10 protein-coding genes, 2 tRNA genes and 3 rRNA genes are annotated in these 21,102 nt (G+C 43.6%); 9 read left to right on the top strand and 6 right to left on the bottom strand.

Annotated features, from left to right (window positions below; genetic code table 11):
- Nucleotides 1-120 precede the first annotated feature (120 nt).
- Nucleotides 121-1,503, top strand: a complete 1,383-nt coding sequence (gene dbpA, locus AC2CZC_RS05615; RefSeq protein ID WP_484584109.1) for an ATP-dependent RNA helicase DbpA — start codon at nt 121-123, stop codon at nt 1,501-1,503.
- Between the two features lie 11 nt (nt 1,504-1,514).
- Here the strand turns inward: dbpA and AC2CZC_RS05610 are convergent, their stop codons facing one another.
- On the bottom strand, nt 1,515-2,114 hold the full coding sequence (locus AC2CZC_RS05610) for a DNA-J related domain-containing protein (protein ID WP_484584108.1): 600 nt from the start codon (nt 2,112-2,114) through the stop codon (nt 1,515-1,517).
- 68 nt (nt 2,115-2,182) lie between these two features.
- Between AC2CZC_RS05610 and AC2CZC_RS05605 the strand changes: the two genes are divergently transcribed.
- Nucleotides 2,183-5,038, top strand: a complete 2,856-nt coding sequence (locus tag AC2CZC_RS05605) for an ATP-binding protein (RefSeq protein WP_484584107.1) — start codon at nt 2,183-2,185, stop codon at nt 5,036-5,038.
- Between the two features lie 61 nt (nt 5,039-5,099).
- Here the strand turns inward: AC2CZC_RS05605 and AC2CZC_RS05600 are convergent, their stop codons facing one another.
- From AC2CZC_RS05600 to trxA, 3 genes are all read right to left on the bottom strand, one after another.
- Nucleotides 5,100-6,281, bottom strand: a complete 1,182-nt coding sequence (locus tag AC2CZC_RS05600) for a methyl-accepting chemotaxis protein (RefSeq protein ID WP_484584106.1) — start codon at nt 6,279-6,281, stop codon at nt 5,100-5,102.
- A 132-nt stretch (nt 6,282-6,413) separates the two neighbouring features.
- Nucleotides 6,414-7,673 carry a transcription termination factor Rho gene (rho, locus tag AC2CZC_RS05595; protein WP_023399073.1) on the bottom strand — a complete coding sequence of 420 codons (1,260 nt, stop codon included), beginning with the start codon at nt 7,671-7,673 and terminating at the stop codon, nt 6,414-6,416.
- A 199-nt stretch (nt 7,674-7,872) separates the two neighbouring features.
- Nucleotides 7,873-8,199 carry a thioredoxin TrxA gene (trxA, locus tag AC2CZC_RS05590; protein WP_039611268.1) on the bottom strand — a complete coding sequence of 109 codons (327 nt, stop codon included), beginning with the start codon at nt 8,197-8,199 and terminating at the stop codon, nt 7,873-7,875.
- A gap of 92 nt (nt 8,200-8,291) precedes the next feature.
- Here trxA and rhlB point away from each other — a divergent pair, with 92 nt between their 5' ends.
- The 7 genes from rhlB to rrf all read left to right on the top strand — a co-directional run bounded on the left by rhlB (nt 8,292) and on the right by rrf (nt 17,039).
- On the top strand, nt 8,292-9,581 hold the full coding sequence (rhlB, locus tag AC2CZC_RS05585; protein ID WP_484584105.1) for an ATP-dependent RNA helicase RhlB: 1,290 nt from the start codon (nt 8,292-8,294) through the stop codon (nt 9,579-9,581).
- A 24-nt stretch (nt 9,582-9,605) separates the two neighbouring features.
- Complete coding sequence (gene gppA / locus AC2CZC_RS05580; RefSeq protein WP_484584104.1) at nt 9,606-11,108, top strand: guanosine-5'-triphosphate,3'-diphosphate diphosphatase; 1,503 nt, start codon at nt 9,606-9,608, stop codon at nt 11,106-11,108.
- 469 nt (nt 11,109-11,577) lie between these two features.
- Nucleotides 11,578-13,110, top strand: a 16S ribosomal RNA gene (locus AC2CZC_RS05575).
- A gap of 75 nt (nt 13,111-13,185) precedes the next feature.
- Nucleotides 13,186-13,262, top strand: a tRNA-Ile gene (locus AC2CZC_RS05570).
- A 112-nt stretch (nt 13,263-13,374) separates the two neighbouring features.
- Nucleotides 13,375-13,450 (top strand) — tRNA-Ala (locus AC2CZC_RS05565).
- A gap of 413 nt (nt 13,451-13,863) precedes the next feature.
- Nucleotides 13,864-16,746, top strand: a 23S ribosomal RNA gene (locus AC2CZC_RS05560).
- A gap of 178 nt (nt 16,747-16,924) precedes the next feature.
- A 5S ribosomal RNA gene (rrf, locus tag AC2CZC_RS05555) occupies nt 16,925-17,039 on the top strand.
- The 16S, 23S and 5S rRNA genes sit together here with 2 tRNA genes alongside, the layout of an rRNA operon.
- Before the next feature lie 234 nt (nt 17,040-17,273).
- On the opposite strand, the gene AC2CZC_RS05550 is transcribed toward rrf, so the two are convergent.
- A protein-coding gene (locus AC2CZC_RS05550) for an IS630 family transposase (RefSeq protein WP_484584823.1) occupies nt 17,274-18,240 on the bottom strand; the annotation gives its coding sequence in 2 pieces (ribosomal slippage) (nt 17,274-17,840 and nt 17,842-18,240; 966 coding nt in all).
- A 1,150-nt stretch (nt 18,241-19,390) separates the two neighbouring features.
- On the bottom strand, nt 19,391-20,404 hold the full coding sequence (locus AC2CZC_RS05545) for an IS110 family RNA-guided transposase (RefSeq protein WP_484584040.1): 1,014 nt from the start codon (nt 20,402-20,404) through the stop codon (nt 19,391-19,393).
- Nucleotides 20,405-21,102 lie beyond the last annotated feature (698 nt).

The raw sequence follows: 21,102 nt of genomic DNA, 5'->3' as shown, positions 1-21,102 counted from the left end.
ATTGTTTTTTTATGCTGGATAATACGTCACTTGGATTTGTGAAAGTAGGTAGACGCTTATATATCAAGCCCTGTCGATATTTGTTAAAATTGGTTTACTTTGATCTGTTAGGACATCCATGTGAATTTGCAATTTTCTCAACTACCACTGCGCCAAGAGTTACAGGCTTCTTTGTCTAAGGCTGGCTTTAGTAAAATGACGCCGATTCAAGCGCAGGCTTTACCCGAGTTATTAAATGGCAAGGATGTTGTTGCGCAAGCTAAAACCGGTTCTGGTAAAACACTGGCCTTTAGTTTGGCAGTTTTACAAGCGTTAGATTCAAGTACTCAGCAAATTCAGGGGCTCATTTTGGCGCCTACACGAGAACTTGCATCGCAAGTTGCTGATGAAGTGAGAAAGTTGGCGAAGTCACTCGCGAATATCAAGGTGCTGACGATTTGTGGGGGAGAGCCGATTGGGCCACAGATCAGCTCATTAGAGCATGGCGCACACATTGTTGTTGGTACGCCAGGGCGTATTGAGGAGCATTTGTTTAAAGGTACGTTAGATTTGACTGGGGTCAGTCATTTTGTGTTGGATGAAGCCGATCAAATGCTAGAAATGGGTTTTATTGATGCGATTGAAAACATCGCTGTCTACTTATCACCGACTCGTCAGACAATGATGTTTAGTGCGACGTACCCTAAAGATATAGAAAAGCTTGCAACGCAGTTTATGCAATCGCCAGTGGTCGTCAAAGGTGAAACAGAAGCACTGAATAAGCAAATCAAGCAGCAGTTCTTTCACCTTAAAAACAATAAGCTGCGCTTTAATACGTTAAAATTATTGTTGCTACAGCATAAGCCACAAAGCTGTATTGTATTTTGTAACACTAAGGCTGAAACGAAAAAGCTGTACACTGAGTTGCAGCAAACAGGTCTACAAGTGGCTGTTTTGCATGGTGACTTGGCACAAATTGAGCGCCAGCGAATGTTACTGCGCTTTGCCAACAAAAGTGCCTCAGTTCTTGTGGCTACAGATGTGGCGGCACGCGGACTAGATATTGATGATATCGATATGGTGATTAACTATCATATGGCGCTTGAACCACAAACCCATGTCCACCGTGTTGGGCGTACTGGTCGAGGTGGTAAAAAAGGCTTTGCTTGCTCGCTTTATGGCGAAAATGAAACGTTTAAAGTTAAACAATTAAGTGATTTGTACGAGCGCGAGTTTAATCCATCACCAACACCGCCGCTCAGTTTGTTAGATAGGCCGGTATACAAGCCAAGTATGGTTACTGTGGTACTGGATGTTGGTAAAAAGCAGAAAGTGAGAGCTGGTGACATTGTAGGTTGCCTCACGGGTGAAAATGGCATCAGTGGTGCGCAGATTGGAAATATTACTGTGCAAGACAACCAAGCCTATGTGGCCATTTATCGTGATGCAGTGAAGCCTGCTATTCGCAAATTACAAGCTGATAAAATGAAGGGTAAACGCGTTAAAGCTAAGCGCCTTGTGTAAATAAAGGCTGCTTATAGGCAGCCTTTAAGCTGTTCATATTCACTTTTTATTTGTTGAAAAGCATGTGTAGAGCCACCTTTATCTGGGTGGTTTTCTATGGCAAGTTGTCGCCAACGCTTTTGCAATTCTGTTGCACAAAAATGTTCTGACAGCTGCCATTTTTGTAGTAAATGTGTGCGTTCAGAGGCACACATTGGCACATGAGAGACATACCTTTTCCAGAATCCGTTTAATAGGGCTTCTACCTCTTCTCTGCTGGTATCATAATTATTCCAGTCTAGGTAATAATCCTTTAATGGTTCAATTTTTTGGAGTGCTTGCTTATTCCACGTGGTGTGAACTGAAACTCTCTGCTGTAAGTAGATGTCGAGATTGGAGATGTGGACGTCGTAACCATTTAACTGCAACTCATTTTGTAATTGGTATAACGCATTCATGATAAGAAAGTTCTTTTTAAATAATTCTTTATGAGGATCTGAATCTAATTCTGGTAAGGCATTGTTTTTACTTATTCGGCTCGCTAATTCATGCACCTTCAGGTGCTCGCCAGTCGAGATAATTTCAAAAATAATATCAAGTAATGGGTTGGTCATTGTCCGGTCTGTAAACATAGTGTATCTTCATTGCCTAAGGTATTGTTGATGAAATATTACGCTATTGCAAATTAGGATTAGCACGGATGGCATTTAGAAATACATGCTGTATGTTGATGGTGATATTGGGATTCAGTTTCCAGGCCATGGCATCAGAGGTGTCTAATGAAATTCAGACACTGGAGCAGCAAATAGGAAATATTGCTCACCTAGATAACTGGCAAGAAAAAAAGATGGCTGCGGAGCAGCTATTAAACCATCCTCAACTGCAATTAAAGCAACGCTATGCTTTATTACAAAATATGGGGAATACGGCATTTTCTCTGGGTCGTTATAACGATGGCATCGGTTATTTTAAAACGCTCGAGTTGGCGCTAGATGAACAGGGAGAGCCGCAGCTGCTATTCAAAGCGATAAAAATGCAGGGTGTTGGTTGGTATTATGCTGGTGGCTTTTCTGCAGCTAAAATTGACTATGAACGGGCCTTGGAACTTGCAAAAAATCACTCACCAGCCATAGAAGTGGCACACATTCAAAATAACCTTGGCTTAGCTAACTTAAAACTTCATGATTTATTAAACGCCCTGTCTGCATTTACTGAGGCGCACTCCTTGTATCAGTCACATGGCAACGAACAAGATGAGGCTGACATCATTCTGAATATTGCCAGTGTATATATACGCCTGCTTCGTTATGAAAAAGCAGAAACCTTGTTACTTAAGGCCATTAAGCTGTTTGATAAATTGTCAGATGGACGCGGCATGGCTTTAGCCCAAGCAAACTTAGGGGTAATTTACACTCAGACGGATAGACTCGAGGAAGCGCGCACATTTTTACAGCGCGCAGCTGATTATTATGAGGCTGCCAATGATGTCACATTTTTATCCTACGAGTATACGAACCTAGCGAGAGTGAGTATTGTTTTAGGTGAGTTTGAACGTGCCGAAGTGGAGGCAAATTTTGCGATTTATTATGCTGAAAAGTCGGAAAATTTAGAAAGTATGGCGCAGGCTCTGCACATCCGAGCTCAGTTAGATTTCGTTCAAGGTAAAATTGTGTCGGCCATAGAGGCCGCTCAGCAGAGCATGGAGATCAGCATGAAGTTAGGTGGTTCACTTCTAGCTAATCAATCCATGTCGATTATTGCACTGGCAAAAGCCGCTCAAGGAGATACGGCACAAGCATTGTCGATTATGATTGAATACAATCGAGTACGCTCAAAGCTACTTAACCAAGCTCTGTTCAAAGAGTCGGAAAAATACCAAAAGCAGTTTGAAGAGGGGGAGTTAAGCCAAGAACTTGCGAAACTAAAACAAGCTCAGCAGCTACAAGAGTTGAAAAGTCATCAGCAACAGCAGTTGATTTGGATGGGGTGCTTGGTGGTTATTTTTGCGCTATTAGCATCTGTGGCATGGTATCGACGCAGCCTAGAGCATAGAGCAAAGTTAGATTTACGTCATGAAGTTGCGCAGCGTACAGCAGAGTTGCAAAAAACGGCGGACCAGCTGCGCAATGCGAATCAAATTAAAAGCCAGTTTTTGGCAAATATTAGTCATGAAATCAGAACACCACTGACGGCTATTCTTGGTTACAGTGAGAATATGCTCAGAGAAAACCAGCATAATGTTGACCTTCAGGAGTCTCTTGAGGTGCTGCATCGTCAGGGCGTGCATTTAAAAGAGTTGATCAGCGACGTGCTAGACTTGAGCAAAATAGAAGCTGAGCAGCTTGAGTTAGAAATGACTGAGTTTAATGTGGAAGCTCTGCTCACTGACATTACCGATATGTTTCACCACCCCTGTATGGAAAAATCACTTGAATTGATCGTTGACCATCGACTTGAGACACCATATTGGGTTTGCTTGGATTATGTGAGGGTTAAGCAGGTGCTAATCAACTTGCTAAGCAATGCCATCAAGTTTACCAAAAAAGGGCATGTTGAACTGATCGCTGAACCCTCTGAAGAAGGGTTATTATTCACAGTCAGTGATACAGGGATCGGTATGCCTGCTTCTCAGTTAGAAAAAATATTCGATTATTTTCAGCAGGGTGATAACAGTATTACACGACGATTTGGCGGTTCCGGGCTGGGTTTAAGTTTATCTCAGCAGCTAGCTACTATGATGGGAGGTACCATCAGAGCCAGCAGTGAACTCCATGTTGGAAGCCGTTTTTCGTTTTGGCTACCTTGTCAGCGACTCAATGTCTCGCATTATCAGAGTGTTTCAGAGCAGCCTAACCTCGGTGTCAGTGCCATGTTTAGTGGCGAGGTCTTAGTTGCAGAAGATCATGATGATAATCGAGTGCTATTTGAACGTATTTTAGCTCAGCTAGGTGTTAAAGTTGAATCGGCCAACAATGGTCGGGAGGCTGTTGAAAAATGTCTCAGTAGCTTCCCTGATTTGGTTTTGATGGATATACAAATGCCAGAAATGGACGGATTGGAAGCGCTTAAGTTATTACGTCAAGCTGGTTATGAAGGGCCTGTGTACGCGCTAACCGCCAATGTGATGGAACATGAAATCAGCTATTACTTAGAGTATGGGTTTGCTGGTCATCTAAGTAAACCTATAGAGCATAACAAATTAGTGTCTGTTCTACACAGTGAATTAGATGAAGCACTGGATACACCATCTTATGATGATATAAGTATCGATATGACTGATCTAAGGCAAAGCTTTGCATCGACTTTGGATCAAGAGCGATATAAGTTAATTGATCTGTGGCAAGACAATGATTATGACGGGCTACAGTATCACTGCCATAAAATCGCAGGGGCTGCTTCGGTATTTGGTTTTGTTGCAATAGCTGACATCGCTAAGCAATTTGAACAAGCACTTAAAGAGAAAAAAAGTGCGCAATATCAGGATTTGTTTTTGATTTTGTGTGATGAACTCAAAGTACAGGCGTATTCAGAACAGTTCGATGTCACTGGCGTCTAGATCATCAGGTTGTGAGCTGGGCTTTTTCTCTATTTCAAGTGCAGCTTGGTGTGTTCTGCTTTTATCTACGTGGATCTAAATCAGGCTCAGGTGTTTCTGTTTTAAAAATACTGAGTTTGTCATGAATACTCGAAGAGAGATTTAATAAATCAGCGCTTGAAACCGCTTGTATTTTGGAGCTAGATAAAGCGTCTGAATTGAGCTCGACCATGGACTCAATACTTGACTGTGCCTCGTCTGAGACAACTTTTTGCTGGGATACCTGAGAATGAATGCTGTGCGACATGTCGTTGATTTCTAGCATAGCATGTTCTATTTGATCGACTTCTTTGGTTGACTCTTCAGATAGCTGAACGGTTTTATCTGTTTCTTCTAGTGCTAACAACATCAATGAATGTGCGCTATCCGTGCCAGCTTGAATTTTGCTGACCATTGCGCGGACTTCTTGCGTTGATTGGCTGGTTCGTGCTGCTAAGTTACGAACTTCATCAGCGACAACAGCAAAGCCTCTTCCTTGTTCTCCCGCTCGAGCTGCTTCAATAGCGGCATTCAATGCCAATAAATTAGTTTGGTCTGCAATAGCATTGATAACGTCGATAACGCTACTGATTGCATCACTATCCGTCTTTAACGTTTCAATCTGTGTGCTGGTTTGACGAATATGATTCGCTAGGCTGAGTAAGCTCTGTTGGCTATTATCTGTATCAATGCGTGTTTTTTTCACAGCTTCAGTTGCGCTTGCTACTGAGTTATAGATTTTCTCTAAATTCTCATCGAGCTCTCGTGATACTACCAGCATGCGATTGATTGAGGCTGCTAAGTCCTCGCCATGTGCATGTTGTATGGTGGCTTTTTGCGTCATTGACGCGTAGGTATCTCTCAAGTCATCCGCCATAGGGGATAGTCGAGCAGAGCAAGCGTACACTTCGCAGATAAGGTGTTCAATGGTGGCAAGACCCGCATTGAGGGCAAGGCAAGTTTGCGGTAATTGCTTGTCTTTATCATCAAAACGATAGGTTAAGTCTATTTGTGTGTCACTAAGTAGCGCTTTGACTAAATTATCTAAGTAACTGCCTTTGTTAGTATGCTTTGAAATCATGAAATAGATGACGAAGGAGCTGATTAGCATTAGGGAACAGACAATAAGCGTGGTAGTAAAAGAAATATCAAAATAAATGGCGCATAGTACCGTAATAATAATGTTGGCGGATGTAGTACTGATAACACCGACGTTTAAACGCATCTACTTGAAACTCCTTTCTATGAGCTTAAAAACGAAAGCTTTTTCCAGTTAGACTAATAGGTATAGTCTAGTTCAAAAAGAAATCCAAGTTGGCAAGAGACGAAAAAAAACCTGCCGTAGCAGGTTTTTTTATTATTTTCGCTTCATGGAGTCGAAGAACTCATCATTCGTTTTACTCATCGATAGTTTATCGATAAGGAATTCCATGGCGTCAATTTCACTCATTTCATGTACGATCTTACGTAAGATCCACATTTTTTGTAATTCGTCTGGCTTCGTTAGTAGTTCTTCGCGACGAGTACCTGAGCGGTTGAAGTCTATGGCAGGGAAAACACGCTTTTCAGCAATCTTACGATTTAAGTGGAGCTCCATGTTACCAGTACCTTTAAACTCCTCGTAGATGACTTCATCCATCTTAGAGCCGGTATCGATAAGTGCTGTTGCGATGATGGTTAAGCTTCCGCCTTCTTCAACGTTACGTGCAGCACCAAAGAAACGTTTCGGTTTGTGAAGTGCATTTGCATCCACACCACCTGTAAGTACTTTACCAGATGAAGGAATAACCGTGTTGTATGCACGAGCCAAACGAGTGATTGAGTCGAGTAAGATAACCACATCTTTTTTGTGCTCGACAAGACGTTTGGCTTTCTCAATAACCATTTCGGCTACTTGTACGTGGCGGCTGGCTGGCTCATCAAATGTTGAGGCAACAACTTCACCTTGCACTAAGCGCTGCATCTCCGTTACTTCTTCCGGACGCTCATCGATAAGCAATACCATCAAGGTCGCGTCTGGGTTGTTGTATGAGATAGATTGCGCAATGTTTTGCAGCAACATTGTTTTACCAGCTTTTGGTGGCGCAACGATAAGGGCACGTTGACCTTTACCGATAGGTGAAGCTAGATCTAAAACACGCGCAGTAATATCTTCAGTACTGCCGTTACCACGTTGCATAACTAGACGCTCATTCGCATGAATAGGCGTTAAGTTTTCAAATAAGATTTTTGTTCTTGAGTTCTCTGGCTTGTCAAAGTTTACTTCGTTCACTTTTAATAGTGCGAAGTAACGTTCGCCATCCTTAGGTGGACGGATCAGACCGCTAATTGAATCACCAGTACGCAAACTGAAGCGTCTGATTTGACTCGGCGATACATAGATGTCATCTGGTCCTGCTAAGTATGAAGCTTCGGAAGAGCGTAAAAAGCCAAAGCCGTCTTGGAGAATTTCTAAAACACCGCCGCCGTAAATGTTTTCGCCGCTTTTCGCATGCGCTTTCAAAATAGCAAAGATAATATCTTGTTTTCTTAGACGGGCTACGTTTTCGAGTCCCATTGACTCGGCAAGTTTTACAAGCTCATTTATTGACTTGTCTTTAAGTTCGCGTAAATGCATATTGGTGGGTTCTTTAATTAACGTTGTCTTCTCGTCGCACGAGGGATTGAGTTGATATTCGATAAAAGGTTAGTGGCTCTATAAGTTAGCAGCTAGCTAGCGAGTCGTCCAGTCTTTATACAAAAAATAAATCCATTTTATGTGGGGGGTGTCGCTAGAAAGCAAAAACCCAAATACGCCGTATTTGGGTTTTTAAGTATTAAACGTTATCGTTTAAGAACTCAACAAGTTGAGTTTTAGATAATGCGCCTACTTTAGTTGCAGCAACCGCGCCATCTTTGAAAAGAAGTAGTGTCGGAATACCACGAATACCAAATTTACCAGGTGTGCCTGAGTTTTGGTCGATATTTAGTTTGCCGATGCTTACTTTACCAGCAAACTCTTCTGCTACTTCATCAAGAATTGGTGCAATCATCTTACAAGGGCCACACCACTCAGCCCAAAAGTCCACAAGAACTGGGCCGCTTGCATTTAGTACGTCAGCTTCAAAGCTATCGTCAGTTAGTTGAATTATTTTGTCGCTCATTACGTTCTCCGATAGAAATTTGGCGAATTATTTAGTGCGTATTTAAACACTCTTGTTTCTTATTGCAAGTTTAAACGTTATGCTTTATTGCTATGACTAAGACACATTTGACCAACACGAAATTTTCAGACTTTGCTTTAGCACCGGAAGTGGTCGCCGGTTTAACAGCGAATGGCTTCGATCATTGTACGCCAATTCAAGCAAAGTGTATGCCTTACGTATGTGAAGGCAGGGACATTGCGGGTCAAGCGCAAACAGGAACAGGTAAAACATTGGCGTTCCTAACCGCGACTTGTCATCGTTTAATGCAAACGCAACCAGAGCAGCAAACTTCGGGACAACCGCGCGCTATTATCATGGCACCGACTCGAGAGCTTGCAATACAAATTCACAAAGATGCTCAAATTATCGCACCGCACTGTAAATTAAATCTAGGATTAGTATATGGTGGCGAAGAATATGAAAAACAACGGGCACAATTAGAAAAAGGTGTCGATATTTTAATTGGCACCACAGGCAGGCTCATTGATTTTTATAAACAAGGGGCATTTAACCTAAATAGCATCGAAGTTGTGGTACTTGATGAAGCTGATCGCATGTTTGATTTAGGCTTTATTAAAGATATTCGATATTTATTTAATCGTATGCCTGGTACACAAGATCGTATGAACTTGTTGTTTTCTGCGACCTTGTCTTATCGAGTACAAGAGCTGGCCTTCGAGCATATGCATAACCCCATCCATGTTCAAATAGAACCAGATGTTAAAACGGGTAAACGTATCCAAGAGGAATTATTTCAGCCCTCACAAGAGGACAAATTGCCTTTACTTTTAACCTTAATCGAGGAAGAGTGGCCAGATAAAGCAATTGTTTTTGCTAATACCAAGCATAGCTGTGAAAACGTTTATGAGTGGTTAAAAGTGGACGGCCATCGTGTTGGCTTACTTACAGGTGATGTAAATCAGAAGAAGCGTTTGTCTATTTTGACAAAGTTTACCAAAGGTGAGTTAGATCTATTGGTTGCTACTGACGTTGCTGCTCGTGGTTTGCATATTCCAGAAGTAAGTCATGTTTTTAATTTTGACCTACCAGATGATAGAGAAGATTACGTTCACCGAATTGGTCGTACTGGTCGAGCTGGCGCATCAGGGCATGCAATAAGCTTTGCGTGTGAGCAATATGCTTACAACTTGCATGAGATTGAAGAATACATTGATCATGCAATTCCAATTTCTCAATATGATAAGTCGGCATTGCTTGATGACATAAAAGCACCGGTAAAACAGCATCGCAGAAACTACCAGTCTGGTCCTAGAAAACGTGGCAACACTCGCCGACAAGGTAATTACCAAAAATCAGCGCCTAAACACGGTCAGAAGTAGTAAAGGTTAGTAGAGGTTACGAGCGTGGGATATAACTCACCACTTAACAATGTATATGCTGTAATTGACTTGGGCTCTAATAGTTTTCATATGCTTATAGCGAAGCATATGGCTGGTGGAGTCCACACAATTGGCAGAGTAAAACGCAAAGTACGATTGGCTGCAGGGCTGAATGAACAAAATGTGTTATCACAAGAAGCGATGGAACGCGGGTGGGAGTGTCTGTCTTTATTTGCAGAGCGACTACAGGATATTCCTGCGCAAAATATTAAAGTTGTTGCGACGGCCACATTGCGTTTAGCGACGAATGCGCAAGAGTTTAAGCAGCGAGCTGAAAGTATTCTGAACCATAAAATTGAGATAATAAGTGGTGAATTAGAAGCTTGTACTATCTACAAAGGGGTTGCTCATACATCTGCTTGCCATGGAAAACAACTTGTAGTTGATATAGGTGGTGCGAGCACTGAGATTGTAATTGGTAGAGGCTTTGATGCGCAGATTTATCAAAGCCTTAATATGGGCTGTGTTACTTATCTCGAGAAATACTTTAAAGACGATAAACTGAGTGATGAGAATTTTGCAAACTCAATTGCAGCAGCAAAGCAGACTATTGGTCCTCATGTCGAAGCCTTTCAGCAAGTAGGTTGGGAGCTCGCGATCGGTGCTTCTGGCACAGTACAAGCTATTCAAGAGATATTCTCGGCACTTGGGTTAGACGAATATCTTTCACTTGATAAGTTATACCAGATAAAAAATCTTGCAATAGAATGTCAAACAATCCCTCAGCTGGACTTGCCTGGATTGAGTGAAGAAAGGCGACTCGTGTTTGTGTCTGGGTTGGCCATCCTAATTGCATTGTTTGAGTCACTTGAAATTGAATACATGGGGCTTGCAGGTGGTGCACTTCGAGAAGGTGTCCTGTATAGCATGATTGAAGACTTGAGTGTTGCAGATATAAGAAAGCGTACGTTAAATTGCTTTATTGCACGTTATCATGTAGATAATTTGCAGGCACAGCGTGTTTTTGAAATCAGCAATGGCTTTTTAAATCAACTTAAAGGCTACTGGTCTGTTGATATGTGCTTTGCTAGTGATGCATTGAAAGCTGCATCTGTGATGCATGAAATCGGTTTGTTAATAGATTTCAAAGAGTATCATCTTCATAGTGCGTATATTTTGAATAACAGTGTGATGCCTGGATATACACGCGCACAGAAACAGTTGGTAGCAGCACTAGTTAGTTGTCATCGTTTAGATATAGATACAGATTCATTTTCACAGTTAGGTGTGAATCAACATTTGGCTGAAATATTAATACGACTATTACGTATTGGCGTAATTTTATCGATGCGTCGACAGGATGATGTTTTACCAGAACTGTTTTTGACGGCATCTGAACCAGAGACATTAACATTGACAATGCCAAAAAGCTGGTTAGAAGCACATCCACTTATGTGTACTGAGTTAGAGCAAGAAGCGCGCTACCAAGAAAAGTGCGGTTGGCTTTTGAAAGTAGAGAGTGAATAGCTGTTTTTGACGTAAAAACAACCAGGAGAAGGTGTTTTTGGTTGGATTTTATTCGGTTGAGCGTTTTTTTGTTTTTTTATCTAAAAAACGCTTGATCAAAATGTTGAACGCCCTATAATGCGCACCCACTGACACGGCGGGATGCGAGAGAAAACGCAAACCAAAGTGAAGGTTAAAGCCAAACGGAAAGCTTAATTGAAAATAAATTAAATTTTCTAGTTGACTTTAAAAGTGAAGCGGTTAATATGGCGCTCCACTTCGCAGCAACGCTGCGGTAACTAACCAAGCGTTAGTTATACTGTTCTTTAAAAATATGAAGCAATCATCTGTGTGGGCACTCGTACAGATTGAGTTCTAACAGCTCTTGATTCAGGAGCAAAAGAATTAGAGTCTCAATTTCTTATGAGTGACTATATAGTCAATTTATACAGAATTCATTGAGCACGAAACTTCGGTTTCAAAAAACTTTTAATTGAAGAGTTTGATCATGGCTCAGATTGAACGCTGGCGGCAGGCCTAACACATGCAAGTCGAGCGGTAACATTTCTAGCTTGCTAGAAGATGACGAGCGGCGGACGGGTGAGTAATGCTTGGGAACGTGCCGTAAGGTGGGGGACAACCATTGGAAACGATGGCTAATACCGCATAATGTCTACGGACCAAAGGGGGCTTCGGCTCTCGCCTTATGATCGGCCCAAGTGGGATTAGCTAGTTGGTAAGGTAATGGCTTACCAAGGCGACGATCCCTAGCTGGTTTGAGAGGATGATCAGCCACACTGGAACTGAGACACGGTCCAGACTCCTACGGGAGGCAGCAGTGGGGAATATTGCACAATGGGCGCAAGCCTGATGCAGCCATGCCGCGTGTGTGAAGAAGGCCTTAGGGTTGTAAAGCACTTTCAGTAAGGAGGAAAGGTTAGTAGTTAATACCTGCTAGCTGTGACGTTACTTACAGAAGAAGCACCGGCTAACTCCGTGCCAGCAGCCGCGGTAATACGGAGGGTGCGAGCGTTAATCGGAATTACTGGGCGTAAAGCGTACGCAGGCGGTTTGTTAAGCGAGATGTGAAAGCCCCGGGCTCAACCTGGGAACTGCATTTCGAACTGGCAAACTAGAGTGTGATAGAGGGTGGTAGAATTTCAGGTGTAGCGGTGAAATGCGTAGAGATCTGAAGGAATACCGATGGCGAAGGCAGCCACCTGGGTCAACACTGACGCTCATGTACGAAAGCGTGGGGAGCAAACAGGATTAGATACCCTGGTAGTCCACGCCGTAAACGATGTCTACTAGGAGCTGGGGTCTTCGGACAACTTTTCCAAAGCTAACGCATTAAGTAGACCGCCTGGGGAGTACGGCCGCAAGGTTAAAACTCAAATGAATTGACGGGGGCCCGCACAAGCGGTGGAGCATGTGGTTTAATTCGATGCAACGCGAAGAACCTTACCTACACTTGACATACAGAGAACTTACTAGAGATAGTTTGGTGCCTTCGGGAACTCTGATACAGGTGCTGCATGGCTGTCGTCAGCTCGTGTTGTGAGATGTTGGGTTAAGTCCCGCAACGAGCGCAACCCCTATCCTTAGTTGCCAGCGATTCGGTCGGGAACTCTAAGGAGACTGCCGGTGATAAACCGGAGGAAGGTGGGGACGACGTCAAGTCATCATGGCCCTTACGTGTAGGGCTACACACGTGCTACAATGGCAGATACAGAGTGCTGCGAACTTGCGAGAGTAAGCGAATCACTTAAAGTCTGTCGTAGTCCGGATTGGAGTCTGCAACTCGACTCCATGAAGTCGGAATCGCTAGTAATCGCGGATCAGAATGCCGCGGTGAATACGTTCCCGGGCCTTGTACACACCGCCCGTCACACCATGGGAGTGGGTTGCTCCAGAAGTAGGTAGCTTAACCTTAGGGAGAGCGCTTACCACGGAGTGATTCATGACTGGGGTGAAGTCGTAACAAGGTAGCCCTAGGGGAACCTGGGGCTGGATCACCTCCTTAACGATTTAGAACAGATTTGTTCGAAGTGTCCACACAGATGATTGTTGATTAGAATTAGAGAACACAACATTGTTTGGGTCTGTAGCTCAGCTGGTTAGAGCGCACGCCTGATAAGCGTGAGGTCGGTAGTTCAAGTCTACTCAGACCCACCACTTCTTTCCGATGCTGCGTTTTTAAGCTCGTCGTTTAGAAAACACTAAACGTCCTCGCTTAAAGCCTTGCCTCAAAAAGAAGTGTAAACAAACAATGTATTCCTAGTAATGTGGGGCTATAGCTCAGCTGGGAGAGCGCCTGCCTTGCACGCAGGAGGTCAGCAGTTCGATCCTGCTTAGCTCCACCACTTTACTACTCCTTCTCAAAGATAAGCACTCTTACTTAGTTTACTTTTAAAAAACTGAGAGTTTTTAACTCTGAGAAGTTATTCTCTTGCTCTTTAAAAATTTGGAAAGCTGATAATTAAATTCTCGAATAACAAGCAATTGTTATTCAGAGTTTTCGAAAGAAAATGCCGATTAATCATTTAGTTGATTAATTAGCGTCTACTTTAGTATTACTTAACTTCTGGCGAAGTTAAAACTGTCTTTAGCGTACAACTAGTGTAGCGATGCACTATTTTACGACGAGGATTTGTTATTTAGGCAACGCTGCCGAGTAATTTATCGAAGGGAGCATAGCGTGCTATGTGACCAAGTAAATTATGACAGCAAGGCAGAATAAATGACAAAGACCAAGTAAAACCATTTTGGGTTGTATGGTTAAGTGACTAAGCGTACACGGTGGATGCCTTGGCAGTTGGAGGCGATGAAGGACGTACTAACTTGCGATAAGCTAAGTCAAGCCAGTAAGAGGCACTTGAGACTTAGATTTCCGAATGGGGAAACCCACCGCTTAGCGGTATCTTGCAGTGAATACATAGCTGTAAGAGGCAAACCGGGAGAACTGAAACATCTAAGTACCCCGAGGAAAAGAAATCAACCGAGATTCCGAAAGTAGCGGCGAGCGAAATCGGATTAGCCCTTAAGCTTCAGTGTAATTAGTGGAACCTTCTGGAAAGTTGGACGACACAGGGTGACAGTCCCGTACACGAAAATTTATCTGAAGTGAAATCGAGTAGGTCGGAGCACGTGAAACTTTGACTGAATATGGGGGGACCATCCTCCAAGGCTAAATACTCCCAACTGACCGATAGTGAACCAGTACCGTGAGGGAAAGGCGAAAAGAACCCCTGTGAGGGGAGTGAAATAGAACCTGAAACCGTGTACGTACAAGCAGTAGGAGCCCTTCGAGGGTGACTGCGTACCTTTTGTATAATGGGTCAGCGACTTATATTCTGTAGCAAGGTTAACCATTTAGGGGAGCCGTAGCGAAAGCGAGTCTTAACTGGGCGCTTAAGTTGCAGGGTATAGACCCGAAACCCGGTGATCTAGCCATGGGCAGGTTGAAGGTCAGGTAACACTGACTGGAGGACCGAACCCACTAACGTTGAAAAGTTAGGGGATGACCTGTGGCTAGGAGTGAAAGGCTAATCAAACCGGGAGATAGCTGGTTCTCCCCGAAATCTATTTAGGTAGAGCCTCGGACGAATACTTACGGGGGTAGAGCACTGTTAAGGCTAGGGGGTCATCCCGACTTACCAACCCTTTGCAAACTCCGAATACCGTAAAGTAATATCCGGGAGACACACGGTGGGTGCTAACGTCCATCGTGGAGAGGGAAACAACCCAGACCGTCAGCTAAGGTCCCAAAGTGTATGTTAAGTGGGAAACGATGTGGGAAGGCTAAAACAGCTAGGAGGTTGGCTTAGAAGCAGCCATCCTTTAAAGAAAGCGTAATAGCTCACTAGTCGAGTCGGCCTGCGCGGAAGATGTAACGGGGCTAAACATACCACCGAAGCTACGGCTGCATACATTAGTATGCGGGGTAGGGGAGCGTTCTGTAAGTGGCTGAAGGTGTGCCGGGAGGCATGCTGGACATATCAGAAGTGCGAATGCTGACATGAGTAACGATAATGCGGGTGAAAAACCCGCACGCCGGAAGACCAAGGGTTCCTATCCCATGTTAATCAGGGTAGGGTGAGTCGACCCCTAAGGCGAGGCTGAAGAGCGTAGTCGATGGGAAACGGGTTAATATTCCCGTACTTGGTATAAATGCGATGGGGGGACGGAGCAGGCTAGGCAAGCATGGCGTTGGTTGTCCATGTGAAAGGCTGTAGGCTGGTGACTTAGGAAAATCCGGGTCGCTAAGGCTGAGAGTCGAGACGAGCCACTACGGTGGTGAAGTTGTTGATGCCCTACTTCCAGGAAAAGCCTCTAAGCTTCAGTTTATATCGAATCGTACCCTAAACCGACACAGGTGGTCAGGTAGAGAATACTAAGGCGCTTGAGAGAACTCGGGTGAAGGAACTAGGCAAAATTGTACCGTAACTTCGGGAGAAGGTACGCTCTTGTTTGTGAAGGACTTGCTCCATAAGCAGACGAGAGCCGCAGTGACCAGGTGGCTGGGACTGTTTATTAAAAACACAGCACTGTGCAAAATCGTAAGATGACGTATACGGTGTGACACCTGCCCGGTGCCGGAAGGTTAATTGATGGGGTTAGACTTAGGTCGAAGCTCTTGATCGAAGCCCCGGTAAACGGCGGCCGTAACTATAACGGTCCTAAGGTAGCGAAATTCCTTGTCGGGTAAGTTCCGACCTGCACGAATGGTGTAACCATGGCCACGCTGTCTCCACCCGAGACTCAGTGAAATTGAAATCGCAGTGAAGATGCTGTGTACCCGCGGCTAGACGGAAAGACCCCGTGAACCTTTACTACAGCTTGGCACTGAACATTGACCCTACATGTGTAGGATAGGTGGGAGGCTTTGAAGCACAGTCGCTAGATTGTGTGGAGCCGACCTTGAAATACCACCCTTGTAGTGTTGATGTTCTAACTTAGGCCCCTAATCGGGGTTGAGGACAGTGCCTGGTGGGTAGTTTGACTGGGGCGGTCTCCTCCCAAAGAGTAACGGAGGAGCACGAAGGTTGGCTAAGTACGGTCGGACATCGTACGGTTAGTGTAATGGTAGAAGCCAGCTTAACTGCGAGACAGACACGTCGAGCAGGTACGAAAGTAGGTCATAGTGATCCGGTGGTTCTGAATGGAAGGGCCATCGCTCAACGGATAAAAGGTACTCCGGGGATAACAGGCTGATACCGCCCAAGAGTTCATATCGACGGCGGTGTTTGGCACCTCGATGTCGGCTCATCACATCCTGGGGCTGAAGTCGGTCCCAAGGGTATGGCTGTTCGCCATTTAAAGTGGTACGCGAGCTGGGTTTAGAACGTCGTGAGACAGTTCGGTCCCTATCTGCCGTGGGCGTTTGAGAATTGAGAGGGGCTGCTCCTAGTACGAGAGGACCGGAGTGGACGAACCGCTGGTGTTCGGGTTGTTATGCCAATAGCATTGCCCGGTAGCTACGTTCGGAATCGATAACCGCTGAAAGCATCTAAGCGGGAAGCGAGCCTCGAGATGAGTTCTCACTTTAACTTTAAGTTAACTGAAGGGCCGTTGAAGACTACAACGTTGATAGGCGAGATGTGGAAGTGCTGTGAGGCATTGAGCTAACTCGTACTAATTACCCGTGAGGCTTAACCATACAACGCCAAAGTGGTTTGACTTGTTAGAAGTTAAGAATAGAAGTAGACGATAAGAATTTAATTACGCTCTCCGAATTTAAGCATTGTGAATAGATTAGCTCTTATGAGAAATCAATTCACCTTGCGCAAATGAAATGACAAAAAGACGTCATTAACCATTTGCACGAAAAGAATTTGCTTGGTAACCATAGCATTTTGGAACCACCTGACTCCATGCCGAACTCAGTAGTGAAACGAAATAGCGCCGATGATAGTGTGGGGTTTCCCATGTGAAAGTAGGACATTGCCAAGCGCCAAATAAAAGAAAGCCCGATTCGAAAGAGTCGGGCTTTTTTGCGTTTAAGTCCCTCTACAACAGCTAAAACGGCTCATTTCACCTTGCGCAAAAAGAGCGCTCTCACTTCGTTCGCTGTCGCTAACCTTTTGCACGATAGCGCCGATGATAGTGTGTGGGGCGGACGGCGAGTCTTTCCCATGTGAAAGTAGGACATTGCCAAGCGCCAAATAATACCATTCCGCATAAAGATTAAATCAGCTTTATCCATTCACGACTGCACATTTTCTTAACTCGTTCAGGTATTGAAATAAATTGATTCCAAGCTTTTGAAACTTCGTCAACTATTTCTACATAGCCCGAAAATATTCTATTGGATAAGCAATGTTGCCTTATCCAGCTCCATACTTGTTCTATTGGATTTAACTCAGGTGAGTAAGGAGGAAGCTTTATTAGCGTTAAGTTGCTGAATTCTGACGCAGTATCATGTGTATGCCAGCCTGCGCCATCTATTATCACTACTGCATGCCTACCAATTGGTGTAGCTTGTGATATTTGACGCATGTGCTGCGTCATCGCTTCTTTATTTACGAATGGACTTACTAGCGCTTCTGTTTGGCCCGTGGCAGGACATACTGCACCAAATAAATACCCGTATTCAAACTGTTGTTGTTTCACAATCCTTGGCCGAGTACCCGTCTTAGCCCAAATGCGTGTAGTCGGATTTTGCTGGCCAAATCGAGCTTCATCCTGAAACCATACGTCGATACGATCAAGAGGTAAGTGTCCTGGTGTGTGAAGGATCGTTTCCAGTTGGAAGTTTTTTAAAAGCTTCTTGGCTTTGTAATGACTGCTTAGGGTGTTTTGAACGACTTGTGATCCAACTAAAGCCAAGCTGCTTTAGGATTTTATAGACATGATTTAAGTGGTAATGAACACCAAATTCACTGCTAATGTAATGCACAATGTCCTCACCGGTTAGACGGCCACCTTGAAGCTCCGTGTTTGTGCGTTTAATAAATTCAGACAGTTGATCAAGCTGAGACTGTTGCAGTCTGGATGGACGTCCTTGAATAGGCTTATTGTCTAAGCCATCGAGCCCATGCTCTAGGTAACTAGAGACCCATTTATTAACACTACTCCGTGCTATATTAAGGCGTTTTGCAATGTCGGTTCTGCTATGACCTTCATAAAATAATGACACAGCAAGTAATCGCATACGTTTACGTGCGTTGGGTTCTTTTCGAGAAAGCGCTAAAAGCTGTTCAGATATACTTGGGTTCAACGTTATTTAGTCTGTAATTTTATATGCTCTATATTAGATCAGATATTTAAGCGGATTGGTATAAAAGAAAGCCCGATTCGAAAGAGTCGGGCTTTTTTGCGTTTATAGCTTAAAATTTTGGAACCACCTGACTGGAAGGCCAGCCCCGCCCATGCCGAACTCAGTAGTGAAACGAAATAGCCGAAGGGTCGGCCCCGACCGATGATAGTGTGTGGGGCGGACGGCGAGTCTTTCCCATGTGAAAGTAGGACATTGCCAAGCACCAAATAAAAGAAACCCGTTGCAGAAATGCGACGGGTTTTTTGCGTTAAGTCCCTTAGCAGCGGTTAAACTGGTTTATTTCACGGTTATATGTTTCATTGCATTACGTTATTTCTTTGTAGATAGTTCTGCGTTGTCTATTTATCCCTGAAGCTGGGTTCCATCGCGCCAATACTTCAATCGGCGCTGTTTAAAATAGCTTATTTCACCTTGCGCAAAGAGAATGTACTCACTTCGTTCGCTGTCATTAGCCCTTTACACGATAACTGCGAAGCTTCGCTTCGGTCTCATTTCGCCCATGTGAAAGTAGGACATTCTACTGCGTAGCGCACCAAAAGCGCCAAATAAAAGAAAGCCCGATTCGAAAGTGTCGGGCTTTTTTCGTGCTAAATCGTCTCGAATATTGCAGAAGTCATGCACATTGATAAGAGACGAATTAGCGCAAGGAGAAGGGAACACCTTCACAGTTTTTACCTTTTACTCCTTTTAAATGCATACCGTCCCTCATCAGCGGTCAAAACGGCTCATTTCACCTTGCGCAAAAGAAATGTACTCACTGCGTTCGTTGTCATTAACCTTTTGAACCATGTCGTCCTGAACTCGTATATGGACTCCACTTGTTTGACAACATGTTTTTTAAAATTAAAGATGCTGCGTATATTCGGTTTCTTTTGAGAGCGCGACTCTCTAACCTTTGATTTATTCGCACCTTCTGTCCTAAACGCTTCGTTAGTGTATTACCACTTCCAGTTCAGACAGGTTTTCAGAAGGTTGGTCTTACCGTTTTAATTACATTGTTGTCGAACTCTTTTTAAGATGTTTGTTAAATCATAACTGGCTGGTAGTTCGTACCTTGTTTTAGCATTGCCCAAGCCGTCCTGATATTTTTATTCACCAGCGCAATACAAGCTCGCTTCACACCTGAACGAGCAACTAGCCTTAAGAGCCATTGCTGCTTCAATGTCTTGTGTTTCTCCGGCAGATTAGAAATGTATGACAATGCCCCCAAAAATAAACAGGATTTTAGCTGTTTATCTCCAGCGCCTTTATCAATTCCCAGCATCACGGTTTTACCTCCACTGCTAAATTGTTTTGGGGTAACGCCTAAATATACAGAAGCACATCGCCCATTTTTAAAGTGCTCTGTTTGACTCAGGCTGGCAATTAGCCCCGCTGCGCCTAAAACACCCACACCTTTAAGCGCAATAACACGTTGGCATTGTTCATTTTGAGAAACAAGCTGCTCTAGGTTTTCAGTCACTTTATTCAGAGATTGCTCTATTTGCTGGTATTGAGCTTTTAAGACATTAACTAATGGCAATAATACCTCTGGTAAACCATTACGCTCAGTTAAAACCTCTTTCAATGCTTTCTTGGAGCGAGGAATAGTGATGCCATATTCATAAAATAAGGCCCTAATATGATTACCGAGTTGTGTAAGCTGTTTATCTAAATACTTACGACTCACAGTGAACGTTTGGAGAATTTGCTGTTCGATATTTTTTACTGGAGAAAAGGGGGTATTCGGTTGTATAGCAGCAATCGCAATCCCGATAGCATCATTGGCATCTGTTTTTTGTTTGCTTATATAAGGCTTAACATGTTTCGGAGACATCCCCCTCACTTCATGACCATAGGATTGAGCAATCCGCCCCCAATAATGAAAACTGCCACATCCCTCCATTGCCACAATGCTAGGGGGAGAGTTAGCGAGTATCTGGCGAACTTTAGATGGAGACTGTGCTTTATTAAAAACAATTTCGCCATGTTTAGAGACTTTTACGACTTGGATAATATTTTTTGCAAGATCGAGCGCAATCTCGTTACGATTATTCATATATGGACTCCTTGGTTTTGGTCGACACCACATTACACTGTATGTGAGATGTGGTGGAGTCCATATATCGTTTCAGGAGCCAGGCTTTGTTAGTTTTGACTCGGTTGCTACGTTTATCGCGGTATATTGATTGCTTCTCGTTAAATCGGCTTGTTTCATCTTGCGTAAAAAAAGTGGATTCACTGCGCTCGCTATCGTTGCATTTTGCACTTTTATCCACAAGTTTTTGTGTATAACTTGTGTGTCTAGACTGTGCTTTTTGAGGTTAACTAATTAAATAAATTTATTAAGAAAAAAGCGAAAAAAACGCTTGTGCTAATCTCAAATCTCCCTATAATGCGCACCCACTGACACGGAGCAACGCGCTGAAAAGCAAGCAGCGAAGTGAAGGTTAAAGCCAAACTGAAAGCTTAATTGAAAATAAATTAAATTTTCTAGTTGACTTTAAAAGTGAAGCGGTTAATATGGCGCTCCACTTCGCAGCAACGCTGCGGTAACTAACCAAGCGTTAGTTACACTGTTCTTTAAAAATATGAAGCAATCATCTGTGTGGGCACTCGTACAGATTGAGTTCTAACAGCTCTTGATTCAGGAGCAAAAGAATTAGAATCTCAATTTTACTGAGTGACTATAACAGTCAATTCGATTTATTTCTTTTATAAGAAATTATCAATCAGTATTCATTGAGTCAGGTACTC

The organism is Pseudoalteromonas sp. MMG033 (genome assembly GCF_057197785.1).
Note: the sequence above shows the minus strand (reverse complement) of the source record. Positions and strands in the feature narration are given on the sequence as shown.